The sequence below is a fragment of the Roseinatronobacter sp. NSM genome, from assembly GCF_052379845.1.
Classification (GTDB): Bacteria; Pseudomonadota; Alphaproteobacteria; order Rhodobacterales; family Rhodobacteraceae; genus Roseinatronobacter.
Genome location: NZ_JBQTCF010000025.1, coordinates 1 through 20,726, shown reverse-complemented (window position 1 = coordinate 20,726; position 20,726 = coordinate 1). Strand labels below are relative to the sequence as shown.

Genomic DNA, 20,726 nt, shown 5'->3' with positions numbered 1-20,726 from the left:
ACCGCAGACCGCTTTCCTGACAGATTATCTTCATGTTCCAAACGGTTGAACTGCCATTCTGGGCGTTGATTCTTATTCTTGCCTTCGCCGCGGTCACTTTCGCGTCGCATTTTCTGTTTCCGTCCGTGCGCTGGTTTTTCCGCAGGCGCATGGAACGCGCAGTGGCCAAGCTGAACACCCGCCTTGCCCGCCCTATTGAACCGTTTCGCATTATGCGCAGGCAAGATCAGGTCACCCGCCTGATTTATGACCCCAAGGTTATGGAAGCTGTGCGCGACTATGCGCAAAAGATGGGCGTTCCGCCGAATGTGGCCTTTGAACGCGCGCGGTCCTATGCACGCGAAATTGTGCCGGGGTTTTCGACCGCAACCTATTTCGGCTTTGCCATCAAGTTGGCCCAACGCCTGAGTCAGGGACTATATAACGTGCGTTTGGGCGGCGGAGAGGCGAAGGCGCTGGAACAGATTGACCGCAAGGCCGCCGTGGTTTTTGTGATGAACCACCGCTCCAATATGGATTATGTGCTGATTACCTGGCTGGCCTCCAGCCATTCTGCGCTAAGCTATGCTGTGGGGGAATGGGCGCGCGTTTGGCCGCTGAAGGCGCTGATCCGGGCCATGGGGGCGTATTTTATTCGCAGGCGGTATTCAAACCCGCTGTATCGTGCGATCCTTGCGCGCTATGTGCAGATGTCGATCCAGCAAGGCACCACACAAGCCATTTTCCCAGAAGGTGGGCTAAGTTTGAATGGCAGTGTCGGAAAGGCCCAGAAGGGGTTGTTGCATTACATTGTGCGCGGGTTCGACATTCACGATTCTGCCGATGTGGTGTTTGTGCCGGTGGCGCTGAATTATGACAGGGTGCTGGAAGACCGCGTATTGATCACGGCGGGCATGCAGGGCATTCGCCGCTTTCCAGTGCGGGTGAAGGTGGTTTTGGGGTCTGTTCTGCGGGTTCTGTGGCAAAAGGCGCGCGGGCAGTTCAAACCCTTTGGCTACGCGGCGGTGTGTTACGGTGAACCCCTGTCGCTGCGTGAGTTTCTGACCCAAAGCCCGGACCCCAGCACCCGAACCCTGTCCCAAGCCCTGATGCAGCGGATCCGCGCAGCCGTGCCTGTCCTGCCGGTGCCCTTGGTTGCTGCGGCGCTGGTGCAAAACAGGGGGGGATGCAGCAAAGCCACGCTTGCACAAACCTGTCAGGGGATCATCGACACGCTGTCGCATCAAGACGCCTGGATGCACCTGCCTGACGGCCAGCTTGCACACGCCATGGATGCTGGCTTGTCGGTTCTGGCCATGCGCGGTGTCATCCGCACTGACGGGGAAATGGTTACACTGACCCCCGCTGATGCGGACCTGCTTGGCTATTACGCAGCATCTGTTTTGCAACGCCTTGATGCGCCCGTAGGAATTGCGCCGCATGGCAGTACACAGCTTGACCTGCCTGAGCGCCGCAAAAGGCGAAAGTCATAAAATTACAAAATACACCACATTAGGGTTGCATTGTTGCGCAGCAGATTCTATGCATGCTGCAAGTGCCGCATAAATTCTGCGGCGCGGCATTACCTGCGGCTGCCCGCGTTATTTTTCACAAGGAGGCACATATGGCTCTGGATCAGAACATCGGAATCGCGCATTACGACGCCCCGGAAAAAGACCTGTATGAAATCGGGGAAATGCCCCCCCTGGGCTATGTTCCCAAGCAAATGTATGCGTGGACCATCCGGCGCGACCGCCACGGTGACCCGGAAACCGCGATGCAGATTGAAATTGTTGATATTCCTGTTCTGGACAGCCACGAAGTGCTGGTTCTGGTCATGGCTGCGGGCGTGAATTACAATGGCATCTGGGCCGGTCTGGGCCAGCCCATTTCCCCCTTTGATGTGCACAAGGCCCCGTTTCACATTGCCGGGTCGGATGCATCGGGCATTGTGTGGGCAGTGGGGTCCGCAGTCAAACGCTGGAAAGTCGGCGATGAGGTGGTGATTCACTGCAATCAGGACGATGGCGATGACGAGCATTGCAACGGCGGCGACCCCATGTTCAGCCCCACGCAGCGTATCTGGGGATATGAAACGCCGGACGGGTCCTTCGCGCAATTCACCAATGTTCAGGCCCAGCAGCTTATGCCACGCCCCAAACACCTGACATGGGAAGAATCGGCTTGCTACACGCTGACGCTGGCAACCGCCTATCGCATGCTGTTTGGCCATGAACCCCATGACCTGAAGCCTGGCCAGAATGTGCTGGTCTGGGGGGCATCGGGGGGCCTTGGGTCTTATGCCATCCAGTTGGCCAACACGGCGGGCGCGAATGCCATTGGCGTCATCTCCGATGAAAGCAAGCGCCAGTTCGTTCTGGATCAGGGCGCAAAGGGCGTGATCAACCGCAAGGATTTCAACTGTTGGGGGCAATTGCCCACTGTCAACACGCCCGAGTATAACGATTGGCTGAAGGAAGCGCGCAAATTCGGCAAGGCCATCTGGGACATTACCGGCAAAGGCGTGAATGTCGACATGGTGTTTGAACACCCCGGCGAGGCGACCTTTCCAGTATCAACGCTTGTGGTCAAAAAGGGCGGCATGGTTGTCATTTGCGCCGGCACCAGCGGGTTTAACTGCACCTTCGACGTGCGCTATATGTGGATGCACCAAAAGCGCCTGCAGGGGTCGCATTTCGCCCATCTGAAACAGGCATCGGCGGCCAACCAGCTGATGATTGAACGCCGCCTTGATCCGTGCATGTCCGAAGTGTTCCCTTGGGCGGAAATTCCGCAGGCGCATACGAAAATGTATCGCAACGAACATAAGCCGGGGAATATGGCAGTTCTGGTTCAGGCCCCGCGCACCGGCCTGCGCACATTCGAGGATGCGCTGGCCGCCGGACCTAAAACCTGACGTCAGATTCCATGCCTCTGGCGACATATCGCCGCCCTTTCGGGGGCGGCGTTTTTGATGGGCCGTGTCAACGCTTTCGTAAGCTTGCCCCCCTTATCCTGCCCCAAAGACCGGATCAGGGGGCTGCCCCTGCGGCATAACTAAGGGGTTCAGGATGCGCCATGACTGGCTGGTCGCGCAGTTGGATGCGATGAAACACTATGCGCAACAAAACAACCTGCCAGAACTGGCCGAGGCATTGCAGACAGCAAAACTTCTTGCCCTGACCGAAATCGCCTCAGTTGAGGGGGAAGCGCCCCCCCCGACATGCCCGAATGCACCGCGACATTCCGAATAATCCGCGCGTCACACGGGGCGCTGTGGTATTTTTTTCACCCGCCCTTGTGAAAGTGGTTCCCATTTCTGGCCGGGCATGCTGTAGACAGGCATCATGTCCGTTCCCGCACTTCAATTCTCCGACGATCAGGCTGAAGCCTGGGATCAGATCGCCAAGGCACTGCAACAGGCTGGTGTCGATCTGGTCAATGCCACCTGCCTGCCTGCGCCTGACAGCGAAAATACCGTTATGGCAATCACCGGCAAGGCAGGGTCCGGGAAAACCATGCTTCTGGCCAATCTGACAACCGCCTTGATGGCTGCGGGCGTTGACATCGTGTCGGGCGATTACGAAAGCCGCAGGCGCGCAGACCGCCGCAGCCTTGCAGTGCTGGCGCCCACCAACAAGGCCGCATCCGTCTTGCGCAGCCGTGGTGTGCCGGCCACGACAATTCACCGCATCCTGTATACCCCCGTCTATGACCCTGAATATGAAAAGATCGCCGAATGGCTGGCTGGCAACCTGCCGCGCCCCAATATCGAGGGGCTGACTGAAACCGCCCTTGACCGCGCGCAGGCCTTTTTTGAACAGGTGAAATCCATTCCTGGTGCCTTGGCCGCAGCAGGCCTGCGCGGGTCAGATTTCATCACCGGATGGAAACGGCGCGATGATCCCCTCGATATCGGCTTTGTCGACGAAAGCTCCATGCTCGATTCCCGCCAGCTTGATGACCTCAAGGAACTCTTTTCAACGCTCATCCTGTTCGGGGACCCCGCGCAGCTGGCCCCTGTGGGGCAATCGGGGGAAATGGTCTTTGACCGCCTGCCCGCCCCGGCGCGGCTGCACCTGTCGCGCATTCACCGTCAGGCACAGGACAACCCGATTCTGGACCTCGCCCATGCCTTGGCCGACCCTGATCTGGGGTTCGAGGCCTTTGAACGCCGCGTGGAATCTGCGGCGCAACAAGACAGCCGCGTGCACCTTGCAGAACGCGTGGACAGTGACCTGATGGCACGTTCGCCGGTGCTGGTGTGGCGCAATGCCACCCGCTTGCGCCTGATCAATGCCTTCCGCCGCGCCCATGACGCGCCCGAAACCGAATTGCGACCGGGCGAGCCGCTGATGTGCGACGGGCTGGAACTGCCGCTGAAACACCGCAAGAAACGCATTGATCTGGAAGCGCGCGGCCTGATCAAGGGCGCGCAAGTCGTCTATCTTGGTCCCGGCCGCAAACCCGGCTTTTCACGCGTGCATATTTTCGGCGCAGAAGAACCTCAGATCTCCGTCGCCTCAATCATCAAAATCGAAACCGAAATTGATGAAGAACCCTTTATCCCCTTCGCCGCCACCATGGGTGCGGCCTTCGTACATGGCGCGGCCGTCACCATCCATAAGGCGCAAGGCTCGCAATGGCGTGATGTGCAGGTGTTCGCACCAGATCTTTTTGCCGCCGCGCGCGCAGGGCGCATGGAAGCGGGCCTGCCACTGTGGAAACGTCTGGCCTATGTCGCCATCACGCGTGCGGAACACCGGCTGCACTGGGTCATTCGCAACCGCCTTGCACGGCCCGTTACCCCCCTGACGACCGATGATCTGGCAAGCGCACCTGCCCCCCTTGAACTGGCGTCTGACAGTTAGAACATGTCCGAGAATCTTAAAGCCAGCACCCGCTTTTAAGCAACATGCACTAAGATACCAACACAGGCGCTCGAATACCCCCTTCCAACTTCATCTTGCCCCAAATACTCTGGGGTGAATGGGCGCTTGCGCCCAGAGGGGCAACGCCCCTGATCCTGACCCCGACCTGAAGGAATGCCCATGCGCTGCGTTTTTGTCCAGTTTCGCTGCCAACCCGGAAAAACCTATGAAGTGGCCGATGCGATTTATGATCGTGAAATCGCCTCTGAACTCTACTCGACATCCGGCGAGTATGATTTGATTGCGAAAATATACATCCCCGATACCGAAGATGTGGGCCATTTCCTCAATGAGCGCCTGTTTGACATTGCAGGCATCAACCGAACCATGACCACAATGACCTTCAAGGCATTCTGACAGCGTGACGTCACGCACCGTCTTGCGCAAACGCCCGTGTGTTCAACTGCGCACGAAGCGGAACAACGCGGACGCCCCCCAGCCGAAAAACACTGCCAGCCCCAGTGCCATGACGCCATACAGGGCTGGGCGGTCATAGGCCATGTTATACAACCAACGTTCCAGAACCGCTTTCTGGACATCTATGAAGGTTTCGGCCTCGTCCAGCACGTCGCCATTGCGCAGCAGGAATATGCGGGCGGTATAGGTTCCCTCGACAATGTTCTTGGGCAGGGTCACGCGGGTGTTGAACAGCGTGTCGCGCTGCAGCGCGACAGTGCTGTCAAGTTCCTGATACAGCTGTTCCCCTTGCCGGATGCGGATCAGGGCTTCGGTAAAGGCGGCCGCATCGCGCGGGTCCGTGCCGCGGGCTTCGAATATGGCCAGGCGGGTTGAAATACGGTGCGTCAGGTCCGCTTCGACAGACAGGATATCCGACAGCGGCGCGGTTCCGGCGACAGCGTAAAAACTGGGGGCGGCGCGCACTTCCTGGCTTTCGGCATTCACCCATATTCCCAGACGCCGCGCTTTGCGCCAGATCACAGCAGGCATGGGCGGCCCTTCTATGGTGACAACAATATCAAGCGCGCTGTCATCGGGCAGCGGGGCTTCACGCCGCACAGCACCAAAAATCAGGATTTCCGACCCTTCATAATTCACCGTCAGCGACACCCTGTTCTGGCTCAGGCCGACGATGACTTCCTCGCCTCGCGCGGGCAGCAGGGCCAGCACACTCAGCATCATGAAAAGGATTATCCCGCGTCGCATCAGAACCGCCCCGGAATGGATATGGAATACAGTTCTGACGGGGTCAGCAACAAATCCAGCGCGATTTTCGCACAGACCGCCAACACCAGCAGCGCAAGAAGAATACGCAATTGTTCCGCCTTCAGCCGCAGCCCGATGCGCGTTCCAATCTGCGCACCGATCACCCCGCCAAGAATAAGAAAAACAGCCAGCATAACATCGACGGAATAATTCGTCAGCGCGTGCATCATCGTGGTGAAGGCCGCCACGAACGTGACCTGAAACAAGGATGTGCCGATCACCACCTTGGTGGGCATGCCCAGCAAGTAAATCATGGCAGGCACCAGAATGAACCCGCCCCCCACCCCCATGATGGCGGCCAGAATGCCCACGCCTACCCCCACCAGCAGCGGCGGAAAGATCGAGATATACAACCCCGATGCCCGGAATTTCATCTTCCACGGCAGGTTGTGCACCCAGTTATGGGTATGTAGCTTCCGGCGCGGTGCGTGGGGGTTTTTGGACCGCCGCAAGGCGCGCACGCTTTCTTGCAGCATCAGCGCGCCGATTATCCCAAGGAACAGGACGTAGGACAGCTGCACAATCAGGTCAAGCTGCCCCAATTTCTGCATCAGGTTGAAAAACCATATCCCGATGATGGACCCGATCAACCCGCCGATCAACAGCACAGTGCCCATACGCAGATCGACTGTCTTGCGTTTCAGATGGGCCAGCACCCCCGAAATGGACGATGCGACAACCTGATTCACCCCTGTCGCCACAGCCACCGCAGGCGGAACCCCGATGAAGAACAATAACGGCGTAATCAAGAACCCGCCGCCCACACCGAACATTCCCGAAAGCACGCCCACCCCGCCCCCAACCCCCAGCAAGGTGAAGGCGTTGACGGATGTTTCGGCGATGGGCAGATAAATCTGCATTTGGCCCCTGATCCTGAAAGCGGCAGAAAATCCAGCGTTTTCGTGCCGGTTGTGCAAGCATGACAATCACGACGTTTCAGGGCAAGGGGGGCTGCAATGTTTTGTGGTGTTGTGTGAAATTGGCACCCTGCCTGCATCTTTCGGGCCACATGTGCAGGGATGCCCCGTTCAGGCGCCGCCCAGATCGATGCGCAAGACAAGCGCATCCAGCGCGTTGCCGCCTGTGGCCGGGGTATAATATCCTTTGCGCAATCCAGTCTGCACAAAACCGGCGCGGTCATATAAACTGCGCGCTGCATGGTTGGTGCTGGCGACTTCCAGAAAACAAGTTTGCGCGCGCCGCGCTTGCAGTTGGCGCATCCCCTTGCGCAAAAGCGCGCTTGCAATGCCCCTTCGCTGCATTTTCGGCAAGACAGCCAGCGTCAGCACTTCCGCTTCATCCGCGACCAGCCGGAACAGCGCAAACCCCGCAATTTTGCCATCTGGCGTGCCTGTCCATTCCAGAAAACAGGTTCGGTCCTGCAAGAAACCCGCGAAATCCTGCGTTGACCAAGGCGCGGGCAAGCTGAAGGCCTGCGCGTGAACATCCGCCAAGGCCTGCGCATCAGGTGTCAGGTCAGGGGCGGTCATGGCAAAATGGCGACGGGGGGCTGTGACGAGGGGGCGGCGTCAGCGGGCCTGATATACAGGGGTGCTGGTCGGGGATGAGGGTGTCCCAGCCGTTTCATGGCGACACGCGCAATCGCTTCGGCCAGACCAAAACACGGGTCCAGAACGCGCGCGCCGCTCAGCCCCGCCATCAGGGATGCGCCGCTGCCTGTCACGGCCGTGTCGTCCATCATCGTGGCAGCAAGTGATACGGGCAACAGCTGCGGGCTATCGGCGTCATGCCCGAAATGCTGGACATACACTTCGTCGCGGCGCGCATCCTCAATGACGCAAAGCGGGCGGGGCAAGCCTTCGGCGCGCGCCTCAAACACGGAAACGCCGATTGCCGGAATATCCAGTCCCAGCGAAAGCCCCCGCGCCGTGGCCACGGCAATGCGAATGCCGGTAAAATTTCCCGGCCCCACGCCCACGGCCAAAGCGTCCAGATCAGCCCAACCCACACCGCCCTTGGCCAGAACACGGTCCAGCAAGGGCAGCAAATGTTCCGCCTGACCGCGCGCCATATCATCATGGCAGGCCGCAAGGCAGCGCTCACCCTGCACCAAAGCGGCCGCGCAATGCGCGGCCGATGTGTCAAACCCCAGAACCAGCGCGTCAGACAGCAACCGGGCGCACCTCGGTGACTTCGGGGATGTAATGACGCAACAGGTTCTCAATCCCCATTTTCAGCGTCAGGGTTGATGACGGGCAGCCCGCGCAGGCCCCCTTCATGTGCAGATAGACGACACCGCGTTCAAACCCGTGAAAGGTAATATCGCCGCCGTCCTGCGCGACAGCGGGGCGCACGCGGGTGTCCAGCAATTCCTTGATCTGGTTCACAATTTCACCATCAGGCCCGTCATGGGCCACATGGCCTGTGCCCGCATCCCCGTCCATGACCACAGCGCCGGATTGGAAATGCTCCATGATCGCGCCCAGAATTTCGGGCTTGATATGCTGCCAATCGACATCATCGGCTTTGGTGACCGTCACAAAATCCGACCCCAGAAAAACCCCTGTCACACCGCTGACACCAAACAGGCGGCTGGCAAGGGGGGACGTGCCCGCGGTTTCCACTGAAGGAAAGTCAGCTGTTCCCATGCCCAGCACGTCCTGACCGGGCAGAAATTTCAGCGTAGCGGGGTTTGGGGTGGATTCAGTCTGAATAAACATTGCGCATCACTCCTGTATTTCAAGGGATATGCGCCCTGCCCTGTCCCCTGTCAAGGCGCGCTTGACATGGCCGTGATGGCACGACAGTTTCAGGGCATGTTCTTTGCTTCTGACAATACATCGGGTGTGCCCCGGCAGGTTCTTGACGGGTTGGCGCGCGCAAATGACGGGTTTGCGCCGGGCTATGGCAATGACCCCCTTACCCTTGCGCTGCGCGACCGCATCCGCGCTGTTTTTGACGCCCCCAAGGCCGAGGTGTTTCTGGTCACCACCGGGTCCGCCGCCAATGCGCTGGCCATTGCCAGCCACACCCCGCCATGGGGCGCGGTCTATTGCCACGAGCTGGCCCATATCAATGTTGATGAATGCGGCGCGCCTGAGTTTTTCACCAATGGTGCGAAGCTGGTGCCATTGCACGGGGCGCATGCGAAACTTACGGCGCATACACTGGAACACGCCCTTGGCGGCGCGGGCAAAGGGGGGGTGCATCAGGTGCAGCCCGCCATGCTAAGCCTGACCAACCTGACAGAATGCGGCACCCGCTACACTATGGCCGAATTGCGCACATTGTGTGATATTGCGCGGCTCCATGCCCTGCCGGTGCATCTGGATGGCGCGCGTTTTGCCAATGCTCTGGTGGCCGAGGGGGGCAGCCCGGCCGAATACAGCTGGCAGGCCGGTGTTGATGTCCTGTCGCTGGGTGGCACCAAAAACGGGTTGTTGGGCGTCGAGGCGGTGGTGATGTTCGACCCCGCGCAAGCATGGGAATTCCAGCTGCGTCGCAAGCGTGGCGGTCATCTGCTGTCCAAGAACCGCTATCTGGCCGCGCAGATGCTGGCATGGTTGCAAGATGACCTTTGGCTGAAACTTGCCGCAGATGCAAACGCCATGGCGGCAAGGCTGGAAGACGGGCTGGCGCGTCACCCTGACGCACAGCTACTGTTCGACCGAGGCGGCAATATGCTGTTTGTGAACCTGCCGCGTGCCATTCATACGCGGTTGCAGGCGGCGGGCGCGCACTATTATCTTTGGCCGGACAGCGCGGTTCTGGACGGCCCGCCCGATGCGCCGGTCGCAGGGCGGCTGGTTGCGTCATGGTCCACGACGAAAGAACAGGTGGATAGCTTCCTTGCGGCGCTTCAAACGGTGTAATTTCAACTAAAACAAAGCGTTGCGCGTCGTGCTTAATTTCTTACGTTAAGGTAGTCTTGCAACATGCTGATACTGAATAAAAATCAGGGCCACAGGTTCCCGCTGCGGCCCTGATGGGGCATTCACGCCAATGACGCCTTCAGTTCCAGCCTGCGCGCATGCAGCACCGGTTCCGTATAGCCGGACGGTTGCGCGCGCCCTTTGAACACCAGATCGCACGCCGCCATGAAGGCGATACCGTCAAATGCGGGGGCCATGGGCCGGTAGGCAGGGTCAGCGGCGTTCTGGCGGTCCACCACTTCGGCCATGCGCTTCATGGCGTCCATCACATCGTTATCGGACACCACGCCATGATGCAGCCAGTTGGCCACATGCTGGCTGGAAATACGACAGGTGGCGCGATCCTCCATCAGGCCCACATCGTTGATATCGGGCACTTTTGAACAGCCGACCCCCTGATCGATCCAACGCACGACATAGCCCAGAATACCTTGCGCGTTGTTTTCAACCTCTCGGATGATCTGATCGCGCGTCCATTTGCGGAAACTGGCCAGCGGTATGTCCAAAAGCGCCTCGACATGCGCGCGCCGTCCGCCCTTGGCCAGTTTTTCCTGAACCGCGCGCACATTGACCTGATGATAATGCAGCGCGTGCAAGGTGGCGGCGGTGGGCGACGGCACCCATGCAGTATTCGCCCCGGATTTGGGGTGTTCGATCTTGGCCTCCAGCATGGCGGCCATCTGGTCGGGCATGGCCCACATGCCCTTGCCGATTTGCGCGCGCCCCATCAGCCCGCATTCAAGGCCAATATCCACATTGCGGTCCTCATAAGCCTTGATCCAGCCCTTGCGCTTGATGAAATCCTTGCGCGAAAACGGTCCCGCTTCCATGCTGGTGTGAATTTCATCGCCGGTGCGGTCCAGAAACCCCGTGTTGATAAATGCGATACGGTGGCGCGCGGCATGGATGCATTGCTGCAAATTTACGGATGTGCGGCGTTCTTCATCCATAACACCCATCTTGATGGTGTTGGGCGCAAGCCCCAGCACCTTTTCGACGCGCGCAAAAATTTCATCTGCGAAACCCACTTCTTCGGGGCCGTGCATTTTGGGTTTGACGATATAGACCGACCCGGTGGCAGAATTGCGCGGACCATCGGTTTTGCGCAGGTCATGCAGCGCGCAAAGCGTGGTGATCATGGCATCCATCAGCCCCTCGAACACCTCATCGCCGTGCTTGTCCACAATGGCGGGGTTGGTCATCAGGTGGCCCACATTGCGCACCCACAAGACAGCGCGCCCCTTCAGGTGTTTGGTGCTGCCATCAGGGGCGCTGATGGTCAGGTCGGGGTTCAGGCGGCGGGTGAGGGTGCGCCCGCCTTTTTCCAGATCGGCGCTAAGGTCGCCTTTCATCAGGCCCAGCCAATTGCCATAGGCCGCCACCTTGTCGGCGGCGTCCACACAGGCCACGGAATCTTCGCAATCCATGATCGCGGTCAACGCGGATTCAATGCGAATATCGGCCAGACACGCCTGATCGCGCCCGCCAATGGGGTGCGCGCGGTTGAACAGCAATTCCACATGCAACCCGTTATTGACCAGATACACTGCGTCTGGCGCGCGCGGATCGCCAAGGTAGCCCGCGAATTTTTCGGGGCTTTCCAGCGGCTTGCCATCCACCAGCAAGGCGCCTTGCTTGACATGATACAGCCGTGCATCGGCATGGCTGTGGCCCGCCAGGGGAAACGCGGCATCCAGAAACACCCGCGCACGCGCAATGACGCGCGCGCCATGCCCTTGCTCATACCCGCCAGCGGGGGGCGTTTTCCCCATGGCATCGGTGCCATACAGCGCGTCATACAGGCTGCCCCAGCGCGCATTGGCGGCATTCAGCGCGTAGCGCGCATTGGTCACGGGGACCACAAGCTGTGCACCGGCAGTCGTGGCGATTTCAGGGTCGACATTTTCAGTGGTCACCTGAAACGGCGCAACTTCTGGCAGTAAATACCCGATTTGTTTCAAGAATTCCTTATAGCTTGCAAGATCATGCACCTGACCACGTTTCTGCACATGCCAGTCATCAATCTGCGCCTGCAAAGCGGCGCGTTTGTCCAGCAATTCGCGGTTGCGCGGCGTCAGGTCATGCACCAGATCCGCGAACCCCTGCCAGAAGGTTTCAGGGTCAATGCCGCTTCCCGGCAGGGCCATGTCTTCTACAAAAGCCGCGAGTTCCGCGTCAACCTGCAGCCCGCTTCGCGCAACGCTTTGTGCCATATGGTCTGGTATCCCTTACTTTTATCCGCACCGCCCTGCGGCGTGTCATCTCTGCGCAGGCACCTTAATGGCTGGGCCCTGTCAGGCAAGGCTAAAATAGACAGCGATCTTGCGGGTTTTCCATCAGGTTCTGTTTGGCTTTATTGATAAAACTGCGCCCGGATCGCTCGCTGATGCGCGGCGCAGGGCGGTGCAATTGCCGCATGGGCGCAATGACAGCTTGAAGGTTGCGCGCTTCTGCGGCACAACATGGACCATGTTTGTAATCCTTGCATTGCTTGTGGCGCTTGCCGTTATTCTTTTGCTTCGGCCATGGGAAACGCGCGGCTGCCGCTGGCGCAGGGATACGCGGCAACTGGCCGATGGGCGGGTGATGTTCATCTGTGTGGCCTGCGGTGCGCAAACCGCCTTGCCGAAGGGACGTGAACCCAAGGAATGTCTGGCAGGAGAACAGTGATGAAAGCCCCTAAAGATGCTGATGCCCGCCGCAAACTCGCGCCGGTAATCTGTTATCCCAATGACACATTGCGCAAGCCCCCGCTGGACACCTATCGGGCGGCACGCGCAAAGGCCACCGAGACAAACCGCATCACTATTCCCCCGCGCGAGGCGCGCTGTTTTTATGTGACTGCGGGCAGCTTCTTTCGCATTTCCTGCCTTGAGGGCGCGCAAGTGGGCGATCTGAACCTGTTTGAAGCGCGCAACCTTGAAGAACATTTCTATTCCGGCAAGACCCGCGCCCTGCATGGCAGCCATATCAATGTGGGTGACAGGCTGTGGTCCTGCCTGCCCTATCTGCGCCCCATGGCAACAGTGCTGAGTGACACGCTGGACTGGTACGGCGTTGATGAACACGGGGGCCGCGTGCATGATGTGATTGGCACGCGCTGCGACCCCTACACCCACCACCTGCTGACCGGGCAGGATTACCACCAGACCTGCCATTCCAACCTGACCCGCGCGTTGGCCGAGCATCTGGACAAACCCCTGTCAGAGGCCGAGGCGCTGGTGCATGATGTGCTGAATGTGTTCATGTGCACAGGCTTTACGCAGGACACGGGCCAGTATTTCATGAAGGCAAGCCCTGCGCGCAAGGGCGACTATATCGAATTCTTTGCCGAGATTGACCTGCTTTGCGCCCTGTCCGCCTGTCCCGGTGGGGATTGCGGGTGCGAACACAGTTCTGACACCCCCCAATGCCACCCGCTGGAGGTCAGTGTGCATGCCCCCCCCGCCGGCGCGCTGGACGGCTGGTATAGCCCGTCCCACAACCGGTATTCGCGCCGCCACAGTCACGACTGAAATACTATGCGCCACACGCGCGCGGGATATTGACCAGCGCGCGTTTCCCCTACATATCGTCACCTATGACAGAGCTTTCGCACATCCGCAATTTCTCCATCGTGGCGCATATTGACCACGGTAAATCCACGCTTGCCGACCGGTTGATCCAGTCAACCGGCACAGTGTCCGACCGCGACATGAAAGAGCAATTGCTCGACGCGATGGATATTGAACGCGAACGCGGGATCACCATCAAGGCCAACACTGTGCGCATTGATTATGTGGCGCAGGACGGGCAGGCCTATGTGCTCAACCTGATTGACACACCCGGCCATGTCGATTTCGCCTATGAGGTCAGCCGCTCCATGCGCGCGGTAGAAGGCTCGCTTCTGGTCGTCGATGCCAGCCAGGGGGTGGAAGCGCAGACATTGGCCAATGTCTACACGGCCCTTGATGCGGGCCATGAAATTGTGCCGGTGCTCAACAAGATCGACCTGCCCGCCGCCGAACCCGAACAGGTCAAGGCGCAGATCGAAGACGTGATCGGGCTGGATGCGTCCGACGCAGTGCTGATTTCCGCGAAATCCGGCCTGGGCATTCCCGATGTGCTGGAAGCGATCGTCAAGCGCCTGCCGGCCCCCAAGGGTGAACGCAACGCCCCCCTGAAGGCCATGCTGGTGGACAGCTGGTATGACGCCTATCTGGGGGTGGTCGTGCTGTTTCGCGTCATGGACGGGGTTATCCGCAAGGGTGACAACATCAAGATGATGCAGACCGGCGCGAAATACGGCATCGACAAACTGGCCGTGCTGAAACCTGCCATGGTCGATGTGCCCGAACTTGGCCCCGGCGACATTGGCGTATTCACTGCCAGCATCAAACAAGTGCGCGACACCAAAGTGGGCGATACCATCACCCATGAAAAGAAAGGCTGCGAAACGCCCCTGCCCGGCTTCAAACCCTCGGTTCCGGTGGTGTTTTGCGGGTTGTTCCCTGTCGATTCGGCGGAATTCGACGACCTGCGCAACGCGGTTGAAAAACTGGCGTTGAATGACGCGTCCTTCAGCTATGAAATGGAAAGTTCGGCCGCGCTGGGCTTCGGGTTCCGCTGCGGGTTTCTGGGGCTGTTGCATCTGGAAGTCATCCGCGACCGGCTGGAACGTGAATATGACATCGACCTGATCACCACCGCGCCTTCTGTGGTCTACCATGTTCATATGCGCGACGGGTCGGTGACGGAGTTGCACAACCCTGCCGACATGCCCGACCTGACGCATGTGGACCATATTGAAGAACCGCGCATCAAGGCCACAGTGCTGGTGCCCGATGACTATCTGGGCGATGTGCTGAAACTGTGCCAGGACCGCCGCGGCATCCAGCAGGAACTGACCTATGCGGGCAGCCGCGCCATGGTGGTTTATGACCTGCCCCTGAACGAGGTGGTGTTCGATTTCTATGACCGCCTGAAATCCATTTCCAAGGGCTATGCGTCATTCGACTATGAAATCACCGGCTACCGGCAGGATAATCTGGTCAAGATGCAGGTGCTGGTCAATGACGAACCCGTGGACGCGCTGTCGATGATGGTGCACCGCGACCGCGCCGAAATGCGCGGCCGCGCGATGTGCGAGAAGCTGAAAGAGCTGATCCCCCGCCACATGTTCAAAATCCCCATTCAGGCAGCCATTGGCGGCAAGGTCATCGCGCGCGAAACACTGGCCGCCCTACGCAAGGACGTGACGGCGAAATGCTATGGCGGGGACGTGACGCGGAAAAAGAAGCTTCTGGAAAAGCAGAAAGCCGGTAAGAAGAAGATGCGCCAGTTCGGGAAGGTGGAAATTCCGCAACAGGCGTTTATTTCGGCACTGAAGATGGATGGCTAAGGAGCTGCCCTTGGCCAAGGCAAAGGATGAAATGCCTATTTGGCGCGCCTCTAGGCCCGAAACCACACGATGGGACTTTTTGGTGTAAGGTCGGTGTCTTATATCGTGCTTTCAAATCGCATGACTACAGACGTAAGCTTCGCTTTATGCGATGACATATCTGATGGGGTTTCATTGCATAGCCCGTATACAGACACGGCCGCCGCCCTAAAAAACACCATCCCAGTGACTTGCGCGGTTTCACAGCCCCCAAATGCAGCCGTGCATTCCAAAAATCTCTTGCCAAAATCCCCCACTTTCCCCTTGCGGCCCCTCCCCCACACCATTAAACCGATCAACGGAGATGTGGCCGAGTGGTCGAAGGCGCTCCCCTGCTAAGGGAGTAGGCCCGGAAGGGTCTCGTGGGTTCGAATCCCATCGTCTCCGCCATTCATCCGCATTGAGACTCTGAAATTAAAACATTTAGGAAACGACCTTTCCCCTATACTTCCCGCATAGGATGGCGACTAACCCCGAATTTTAGCGCATATCGGATTTATAGTTTTTTAACAGTCAGCATTAGACAGCGGCCATTCGGCCCAGTCATAGGTCAGCGCTATACCAGTTTCGCCCCCACTGGCCTTGATGATGCAACCGCCCCCCGGCGGCATCTGTGTGACAAGGTGGGTCTGTGAGGATCCACAAAGGGGAGCGGTCATGTCAGAGGATATCACGGTCTGACTGGATCTGGCGAAGAATGTGTTTCAGGTCCACGGTGCGGACGGTGCGGGTCGGGGGGCGGTTGCATCATCAAGGCCAGTGGGGGGCAAAAGCTTCCGAATGAAATCGGACAAGGGTTTAATGCCCCCAAGCGGAACGATTCTCAAAGGCCTTTAGCCGTTCTTCTGGTAGTTAATCGCCTGAGGAACAACTTTTTTCACGGGCAGAAAGCCCAATATGGCTATCAAGAGCAGCAAGAGAACTTCCGACACGCGAACAAAGTGCTGATGGAGGTTTCGTGCTTTGGAATCCCTAGCCAGCGCGCGCGAGGCCAACAAGGAGCTGCAGCATGCATAGGCCCGCCAAGCGTTTTTTCTTTGTGGGGCTTTATGTGGAGAAAGGTGATTTTGGGCCGATTTTTATCAATTATATTAATGATAAGTGGCGGAGGGGATGACTCTAGTTCCTAACCCTCTCCCGTGCCAGTGTCCGCCCCGGCGTGATGGTTGCGAAACCATGCGCAATTCTGACGGACTTTGAAAAACCAGCTCGTCAGCCCGGACCAAAGTCATCCCGAAAGCGGTCGATTTGGTGCATGCGTTCATGCAGGATGGTCACGATCCCGATGTCGCCATTCGAGAGATGACGCCAGTAGACGAAATGGCGCTCATAGCGAAAGAAAAACCCTTCGACGCCGAACTCGGCCGGGATGGGCCTTGACACGACCCCGTGAGCTGCAATCCTCTCGAAGGCTGCGAACAGTCCGGTGATGTACGTCTCGGCTTTCGCTTCACCCCACCTGTCGCGGGTGTAGCGGTAAATGTCGTCGAGGCGATGGGACGCCCCTTCCTGAATGCGAATGGCGGGCACCGGGTCAGCCCCGGTTCCGCGCGATCACCTCTGCCGCCGTCAGCGGCTTATACGTCTCCTCCGGAGCAGCGAAGGCATGGGTCAACTCGGCCTTCAGCCGGTTGAATGCCTCGGCCTCAACCCGCTCCTTGTCACGCCGGATCAAGTCGCGGATGTACTCGCTGACGTTTTCATAGGACCCCTCATCACCAACATTGGCCGAGACAAAGTCGCTCAAGGCTCCGCCGATGCGGACGGTCATAGTGGTCGTTCGGGCCATGGCGCTGTGTCTCTCATCTCGTGTGTGTTCAATATAACCAAAAAAGCACACAAAACAAGCTATCATACCCCGTGCGGACACCGCTAGTCGTCTGGCTCTTCGACAACGTGGCGGCCCGCAAGCGCAAGCAACACATACAGAACGGCATCCGAGTGCCGCGTGAGAGCGATCAGATGGTCACCGCTTGGCCCCCGTTCGCCCGAGAACCAGTATTTCACGGTGCGTTCGCTGGCGCCCGTCCAGCGCATCGCCATCTTGATCGCGCGATGTGTTTCGCCCAGTTCCTCGTGCAGAGCCAGCGCTACCGCCGTCCGATAATCGGCTGGTTCTTCGACCAGGTGCACAAATGTGCCCATTTTCGGCACAACTGTGTCCATCTTCACCCGCATATCCACGTCCTTCTCCATTAAATATCTGAAGAACCATGAAAACGGCGAGAGCCGGATTTGTCCGTGACGGGTCATCAGACCGGGTCTGATGAACACGACTGATTTAAGAGGCCCGCGATGAATTGGGATTTGAACACCGGTACGCAGGCGAACGGAAAGACATTGCCCGTTTCGGGAAACGACTTTCCGGGCCTGTTCGCATCAGATGGGAAAACGAAAGCCAACCAGGGCCGGATCGGCTGAAGAGGAAAACGCAATTTGAGTAGCGGTCGAGGCAACAGAACGGACGAAGGTGACGAGGTTGGGCAGGACATCCCGGCCGTCGCCTATGTGCGGATGTCGACCGACCACCAGAAATACTCGACCGAGAACCAGCTGGACGTCATCCGCAGCTACGCCGTTGCCCGCGGACTGCAGATCTTGCGCGTGTTCGAGGATTCAGGGCGTTCCGGGCTGCGGCTGGATGGACGCGAGGCACTGCAGAACCTGATGGCCGAGGTGCAATCCGGCCAGGCCGATTTCAAGGCGATCCTCGTCTATGATGTCAGCCGCTGGGGGCGCTTTCAGGATGCCGACGAGGGTGCCTATCACGAGCATGTCTGTTCCCGCGCCGGGATCCGGGTCCACTACTGCGGCGAGCAGTTCGAGAATGACGGCAGCATCGGCTCGAACCTTCTGAAAACCGTCAAGCGGGTGATGGCGGGCGAATACAGCCGCGAGCTATCGGTCAAGGTATTCGCCGGACAGTGCCGCCTCGTTGAACTCGGCTATCGTCAAGGGGGCGCGGCAGGTTATGGCCTGCGGCGCGTGCTGATCGACGAGCACGGCAAACCAAAGGGCGAGCTGTCTCGCGGCGAACAGAAAAGCCTGCAGACCGACCGCGTAATCCTGCTGCCCGGGCCCAAGGAGGAGCAGCGGGTTGTCCAGCGTATGTACGAAATGTTCGTCAACGAGGGGCGTGCGGAGCGCGAGATCGCGGAAACCTTGAACGCCGAAGGACACCGCACCGATCTCGACCGACCGTGGACGCGGGCCACCGTCCATCAGGTGCTGACAAACGAAAAATACATCGGGAACAATGTTTTCGCGAAGGTATCTTTCAAGCTGAAGCAGCGCCGCGTTGTGAACCCGCGAAAAATGTGGATCCGCGCGGAGGGTGCATATCCCGCCATCGTCGATCAAGCGCTGTTCTTGCGGGCCAGGGAAATCGTGGATGCCCGAAGCCGCCATTTCTCGGATGAGGAGCTGCTCGAGGCCCTGCGCACCATCCTCGATCGCCAAGGCATGCTATCGGGGCTGATCATCGACGAGCAAGAGGATCTGCCGTCCTCCCGTGCCTATCGCAGTCGCTTCGGCAGCCTGCTGCGCGCTTACCGGCTCATCGGATACGAGCCGGACCGGGACTACAGCTACATCGAAGTCAACCGCGCCTTGCGGCAGGCCCATCCGCAGGTGGTGGCCGAGATCATCGCCGGGGTCACGCGGCACGGCGGGTCGGCAGTGCAAAACCCGGAAACCGACATGCTTCGCGTCAATGATGAGTTCACTTTGTCCATCGTGCTGGCCCGCTGCACCGCGACAGCGGCCGGGTCGCTGCGCTGGCGCATCCGCCTCGACACTGGCCTTGTCCCGGACCTCACCATCGCCGTGCGCATGGACGAGATGAACGAGGTGCCGCGCGATTACTACGTGCTGCCCAGCATCGACATGACTTTTGGAAAACTGAAATTCGCCGAGCAGAACGGGCTCGCGCTGGACGCATACCGGTTCGACACGCTCGATTTCTTCTACGCGCTCGCCTCGCGAGCAAGGATCGCGGAGGTGGCTTGATGCCCGACGATTTGGAACTCACCAGCCAGAAGCAAGTGACCCTGATCCCGACCGACCGGATCCGGATCCTCAATCCCCGCGTCCGCAACCGCCGCGCTTTTGCAGAAATGGTCGAGAACATCGCCCGCATCGGCCTGAAGCGCCCGATCACTGTGGCGCCGCGCGCCGGGGCCGATCCGCAGGAATACGACCTCGTTTGCGGACAGGGCCGGCTCGAGGCATTCATCGAACTGAAACAGGACAGCATCCCTGCAATCGTGATCGACGCCGACGAGAGCGACTGTCTTGTCATGAGCCTCGTCGAAAACTGCGCGCGGCGGCAGCACAACCCCATCGACCTGATGCAGGAAATCGGTGCGCTGCGCCAGCGCGGCTATAGCGATCGCCAGATTGGCGAGAAGATCGGTGTGTCCACAGAATACGTGAACATGATCGCCGGGCTGCTCGAGAAGGGCGAAGAGCGCCTGGTATCGGCCGTGGAAACCGGTGTCTTGCCGCTCAACCTCGCCATCCAGATATCCAAGACCGACGCAAAAGGCGCACAGAAAGCGCTCATGGACGCCTACACCCAGAACAAGCTGCGCGGCCGGAAGCTGGCGCTTGTGCGCCGGCTGATCCAGCAGCGCGAACTGCGCGGCCCCCAACTCCAGAACAACCAGCTCGGACGCCGGATTGCGAAGCGGGCGCTGACCAGTGAAGGCCTCGTCCGCGCTTATCAGCAAGAGGCCACGCGCCAGAAGCTGCTGATCAAGAAGGCAGAGCTAACACAGAGCCGTCTGATGTTCGTGCGCGAGGCCTTCCGAACGCTCTGCACGGACGCGCATTTCATGACGCTGCTCAGGGCTGAGGGGCTGGAGACGATGCCTGCCGATCTCGCCCGGTCGGTAACTGAGGGGGCATCAGCATGAAACGCGAGACCCGCGAGCCCCCGCGCAGAGTCAGTCTCGGGTTCGAGGACGACTGCGTCACCCTCCCAATCGAAGCCATCCTGCCGCTGCGCGCCTTCGGCAAGTCCGCGAAGTCCAGCCGAAAGTATCGGCAGATCGTGGCCTCCATAGCCCAGATCGGGATCGTGGAGCCACCCGTCGTCGTCCGGAACCCTGACAAGTCCGCAACCTGGTTGCTGCTCGACGGTCACATGCGCATCGAGGCGTTGAAGGACGCAGGCGCGAGCGAGGTGGAATGCCTGGTCTCCACTGACGACGAGGCTTTCACCTACAATCGGCAGGTCAGCCGTCTCGCGCCGATCCAGGAACACAAAATGATCCGCAA

At 59.2% G+C, this 20,726-nt stretch carries 21 protein-coding genes and 1 tRNA gene; 13 read left to right on the top strand and 9 right to left on the bottom strand.

Going from position 1 to position 20,726, the window contains the following annotated elements; translation table 11 throughout:
* The first annotated feature begins 32 nt into the window (after positions 1 to 32).
* From ACTZWY_RS13790 to ACTZWY_RS13770, 5 genes are all read left to right on the top strand, one after another.
* The gene (locus ACTZWY_RS13790) at positions 33 to 1,472 is read left to right on the top strand and encodes a 1-acyl-sn-glycerol-3-phosphate acyltransferase (RefSeq protein ID WP_444791282.1); all 1,440 of its coding nucleotides are present in this window, start codon (positions 33 to 35) and stop codon (positions 1,470 to 1,472) included.
* 131 nt (positions 1,473 to 1,603) lie between these two features.
* Positions 1,604 to 2,896, top strand: coding sequence for a crotonyl-CoA carboxylase/reductase (gene ccrA, locus ACTZWY_RS13785; protein WP_444791281.1), 1,293 nt, complete (start codon positions 1,604 to 1,606; stop codon positions 2,894 to 2,896).
* Between the two features lie 154 nt (positions 2,897 to 3,050).
* On the top strand, positions 3,051 to 3,233 hold the full coding sequence (locus ACTZWY_RS13780; protein ID WP_444791280.1) for a hypothetical protein: 183 nt from the start codon (positions 3,051 to 3,053) through the stop codon (positions 3,231 to 3,233).
* A 93-nt stretch (positions 3,234 to 3,326) separates the two neighbouring features.
* Positions 3,327 to 4,850: an ATP-dependent DNA helicase gene (locus tag ACTZWY_RS13775; RefSeq protein WP_444791279.1), complete on the top strand. Its 1,524-nt coding sequence runs from the start codon at positions 3,327 to 3,329 to the stop codon at positions 4,848 to 4,850.
* Between the two features lie 180 nt (positions 4,851 to 5,030).
* Positions 5,031 to 5,267, top strand: coding sequence for an Lrp/AsnC ligand binding domain-containing protein (locus tag ACTZWY_RS13770; protein ID WP_444791278.1), 237 nt, complete (start codon positions 5,031 to 5,033; stop codon positions 5,265 to 5,267).
* Positions 5,268 to 5,309: 42 nt separating this feature from the next.
* On the opposite strand, the gene ACTZWY_RS13765 is transcribed toward ACTZWY_RS13770, so the two are convergent.
* The 5 genes from ACTZWY_RS13765 to ACTZWY_RS13745 all read right to left on the bottom strand — a co-directional run bounded on the left by ACTZWY_RS13765 (position 5,310) and on the right by ACTZWY_RS13745 (position 8,815).
* Entirely contained in the window at positions 5,310 to 6,050 is a 741-nt protein-coding gene (locus ACTZWY_RS13765) for a TIGR02186 family protein (protein WP_444791277.1), read from the bottom strand.
* Between the two features lie 23 nt (positions 6,051 to 6,073).
* Complete coding sequence (locus ACTZWY_RS13760; RefSeq protein WP_444791276.1) at positions 6,074 to 6,994, bottom strand: sulfite exporter TauE/SafE family protein; 921 nt, start codon at positions 6,992 to 6,994, stop codon at positions 6,074 to 6,076.
* 168 nt (positions 6,995 to 7,162) lie between these two features.
* Entirely contained in the window at positions 7,163 to 7,624 is a 462-nt protein-coding gene (gene rimI, locus ACTZWY_RS13755) for a ribosomal protein S18-alanine N-acetyltransferase (RefSeq protein WP_444791275.1), read from the bottom strand.
* Positions 7,621 to 8,268: a tRNA (adenosine(37)-N6)-threonylcarbamoyltransferase complex dimerization subunit type 1 TsaB gene (gene tsaB, locus ACTZWY_RS13750; protein WP_444791274.1), complete on the bottom strand. Its 648-nt coding sequence runs from the start codon at positions 8,266 to 8,268 to the stop codon at positions 7,621 to 7,623. Before tsaB ends, rimI begins: the two co-directional genes overlap by 4 nt.
* Positions 8,258 to 8,815 carry a NifU family protein gene (locus tag ACTZWY_RS13745; protein ID WP_444791273.1) on the bottom strand — a complete coding sequence of 186 codons (558 nt, stop codon included), beginning with the start codon at positions 8,813 to 8,815 and terminating at the stop codon, positions 8,258 to 8,260. Before ACTZWY_RS13745 ends, tsaB begins: the two co-directional genes overlap by 11 nt.
* A gap of 96 nt (positions 8,816 to 8,911) precedes the next feature.
* Between ACTZWY_RS13745 and ACTZWY_RS13740 the strand changes: the two genes are divergently transcribed.
* A complete protein-coding gene (locus tag ACTZWY_RS13740; protein WP_444791328.1) occupies positions 8,912 to 9,967 on the top strand; it encodes a threonine aldolase family protein in 1,056 nt (351 codons plus the stop codon).
* Positions 9,968 to 10,089: 122 nt separating this feature from the next.
* Here the strand turns inward: ACTZWY_RS13740 and ACTZWY_RS13735 are convergent, their stop codons facing one another.
* Positions 10,090 to 12,240, bottom strand: a complete 2,151-nt coding sequence (locus ACTZWY_RS13735) for a malate synthase G (RefSeq protein WP_444791272.1) — start codon at positions 12,238 to 12,240, stop codon at positions 10,090 to 10,092.
* 109 nt (positions 12,241 to 12,349) lie between these two features.
* Between ACTZWY_RS13735 and ACTZWY_RS13730 the strand changes: the two genes are divergently transcribed.
* The 4 genes from ACTZWY_RS13730 (at position 12,350) to ACTZWY_RS13715 (ending at position 15,836) form a co-directional block, all read left to right on the top strand.
* Entirely contained in the window at positions 12,350 to 12,697 is a 348-nt protein-coding gene (locus ACTZWY_RS13730; RefSeq protein WP_444791271.1) for a hypothetical protein, read from the top strand.
* On the top strand, positions 12,697 to 13,542 hold the full coding sequence (locus ACTZWY_RS13725) for an urea carboxylase-associated family protein (protein ID WP_444791270.1): 846 nt from the start codon (positions 12,697 to 12,699) through the stop codon (positions 13,540 to 13,542). Before ACTZWY_RS13730 ends, ACTZWY_RS13725 begins: the two co-directional genes overlap by 1 nt.
* 65 nt (positions 13,543 to 13,607) lie before the next feature.
* On the top strand, positions 13,608 to 15,407 hold the full coding sequence (gene lepA, locus ACTZWY_RS13720) for a translation elongation factor 4 (protein WP_277803875.1): 1,800 nt from the start codon (positions 13,608 to 13,610) through the stop codon (positions 15,405 to 15,407).
* 339 nt (positions 15,408 to 15,746) lie between these two features.
* Positions 15,747 to 15,836: transfer RNA gene (locus ACTZWY_RS13715), tRNA-Ser, on the top strand.
* A gap of 822 nt (positions 15,837 to 16,658) precedes the next feature.
* Here ACTZWY_RS13715 and ACTZWY_RS13710 read toward each other — a convergent pair.
* The 3 genes from ACTZWY_RS13710 to ACTZWY_RS13700 form a co-directional block, all read right to left on the bottom strand.
* On the bottom strand, positions 16,659 to 16,976 hold the full coding sequence (locus ACTZWY_RS13710) for a type II toxin-antitoxin system RelE/ParE family toxin (protein ID WP_444791269.1): 318 nt from the start codon (positions 16,974 to 16,976) through the stop codon (positions 16,659 to 16,661).
* 4 nt (positions 16,977 to 16,980) lie between these two features.
* Positions 16,981 to 17,235, bottom strand: a complete 255-nt coding sequence (locus ACTZWY_RS13705; RefSeq protein ID WP_444791268.1) for a ribbon-helix-helix domain-containing protein — start codon at positions 17,233 to 17,235, stop codon at positions 16,981 to 16,983.
* 83 nt (positions 17,236 to 17,318) lie between these two features.
* Positions 17,319 to 17,624 carry an XRE family transcriptional regulator gene (locus ACTZWY_RS13700; RefSeq protein ID WP_444791327.1) on the bottom strand — a complete coding sequence of 102 codons (306 nt, stop codon included), beginning with the start codon at positions 17,622 to 17,624 and terminating at the stop codon, positions 17,319 to 17,321.
* A gap of 258 nt (positions 17,625 to 17,882) precedes the next feature.
* Here ACTZWY_RS13700 and ACTZWY_RS13695 point away from each other — a divergent pair, with 258 nt between their 5' ends.
* The 3 genes from ACTZWY_RS13695 to ACTZWY_RS13685 all read left to right on the top strand — a co-directional run.
* On the top strand, positions 17,883 to 19,454 hold the full coding sequence (locus tag ACTZWY_RS13695; protein ID WP_444791267.1) for a recombinase family protein: 1,572 nt from the start codon (positions 17,883 to 17,885) through the stop codon (positions 19,452 to 19,454).
* Positions 19,454 to 20,362 (top strand): plasmid partitioning protein RepB C-terminal domain-containing protein, encoded by a 909-nt coding sequence (locus tag ACTZWY_RS13690; RefSeq protein ID WP_444791266.1) that lies wholly within the window; start codon positions 19,454 to 19,456, stop codon positions 20,360 to 20,362. The genes ACTZWY_RS13695 and ACTZWY_RS13690 overlap by 1 nt, the downstream gene beginning before the upstream one ends.
* A partial coding sequence (locus ACTZWY_RS13685; RefSeq protein WP_444791265.1) for a ParB/RepB/Spo0J family partition protein occupies positions 20,359 to 20,726 on the top strand: 368 nt, incomplete at its 3' end. The genes ACTZWY_RS13690 and ACTZWY_RS13685, both read left to right, overlap by 4 nt.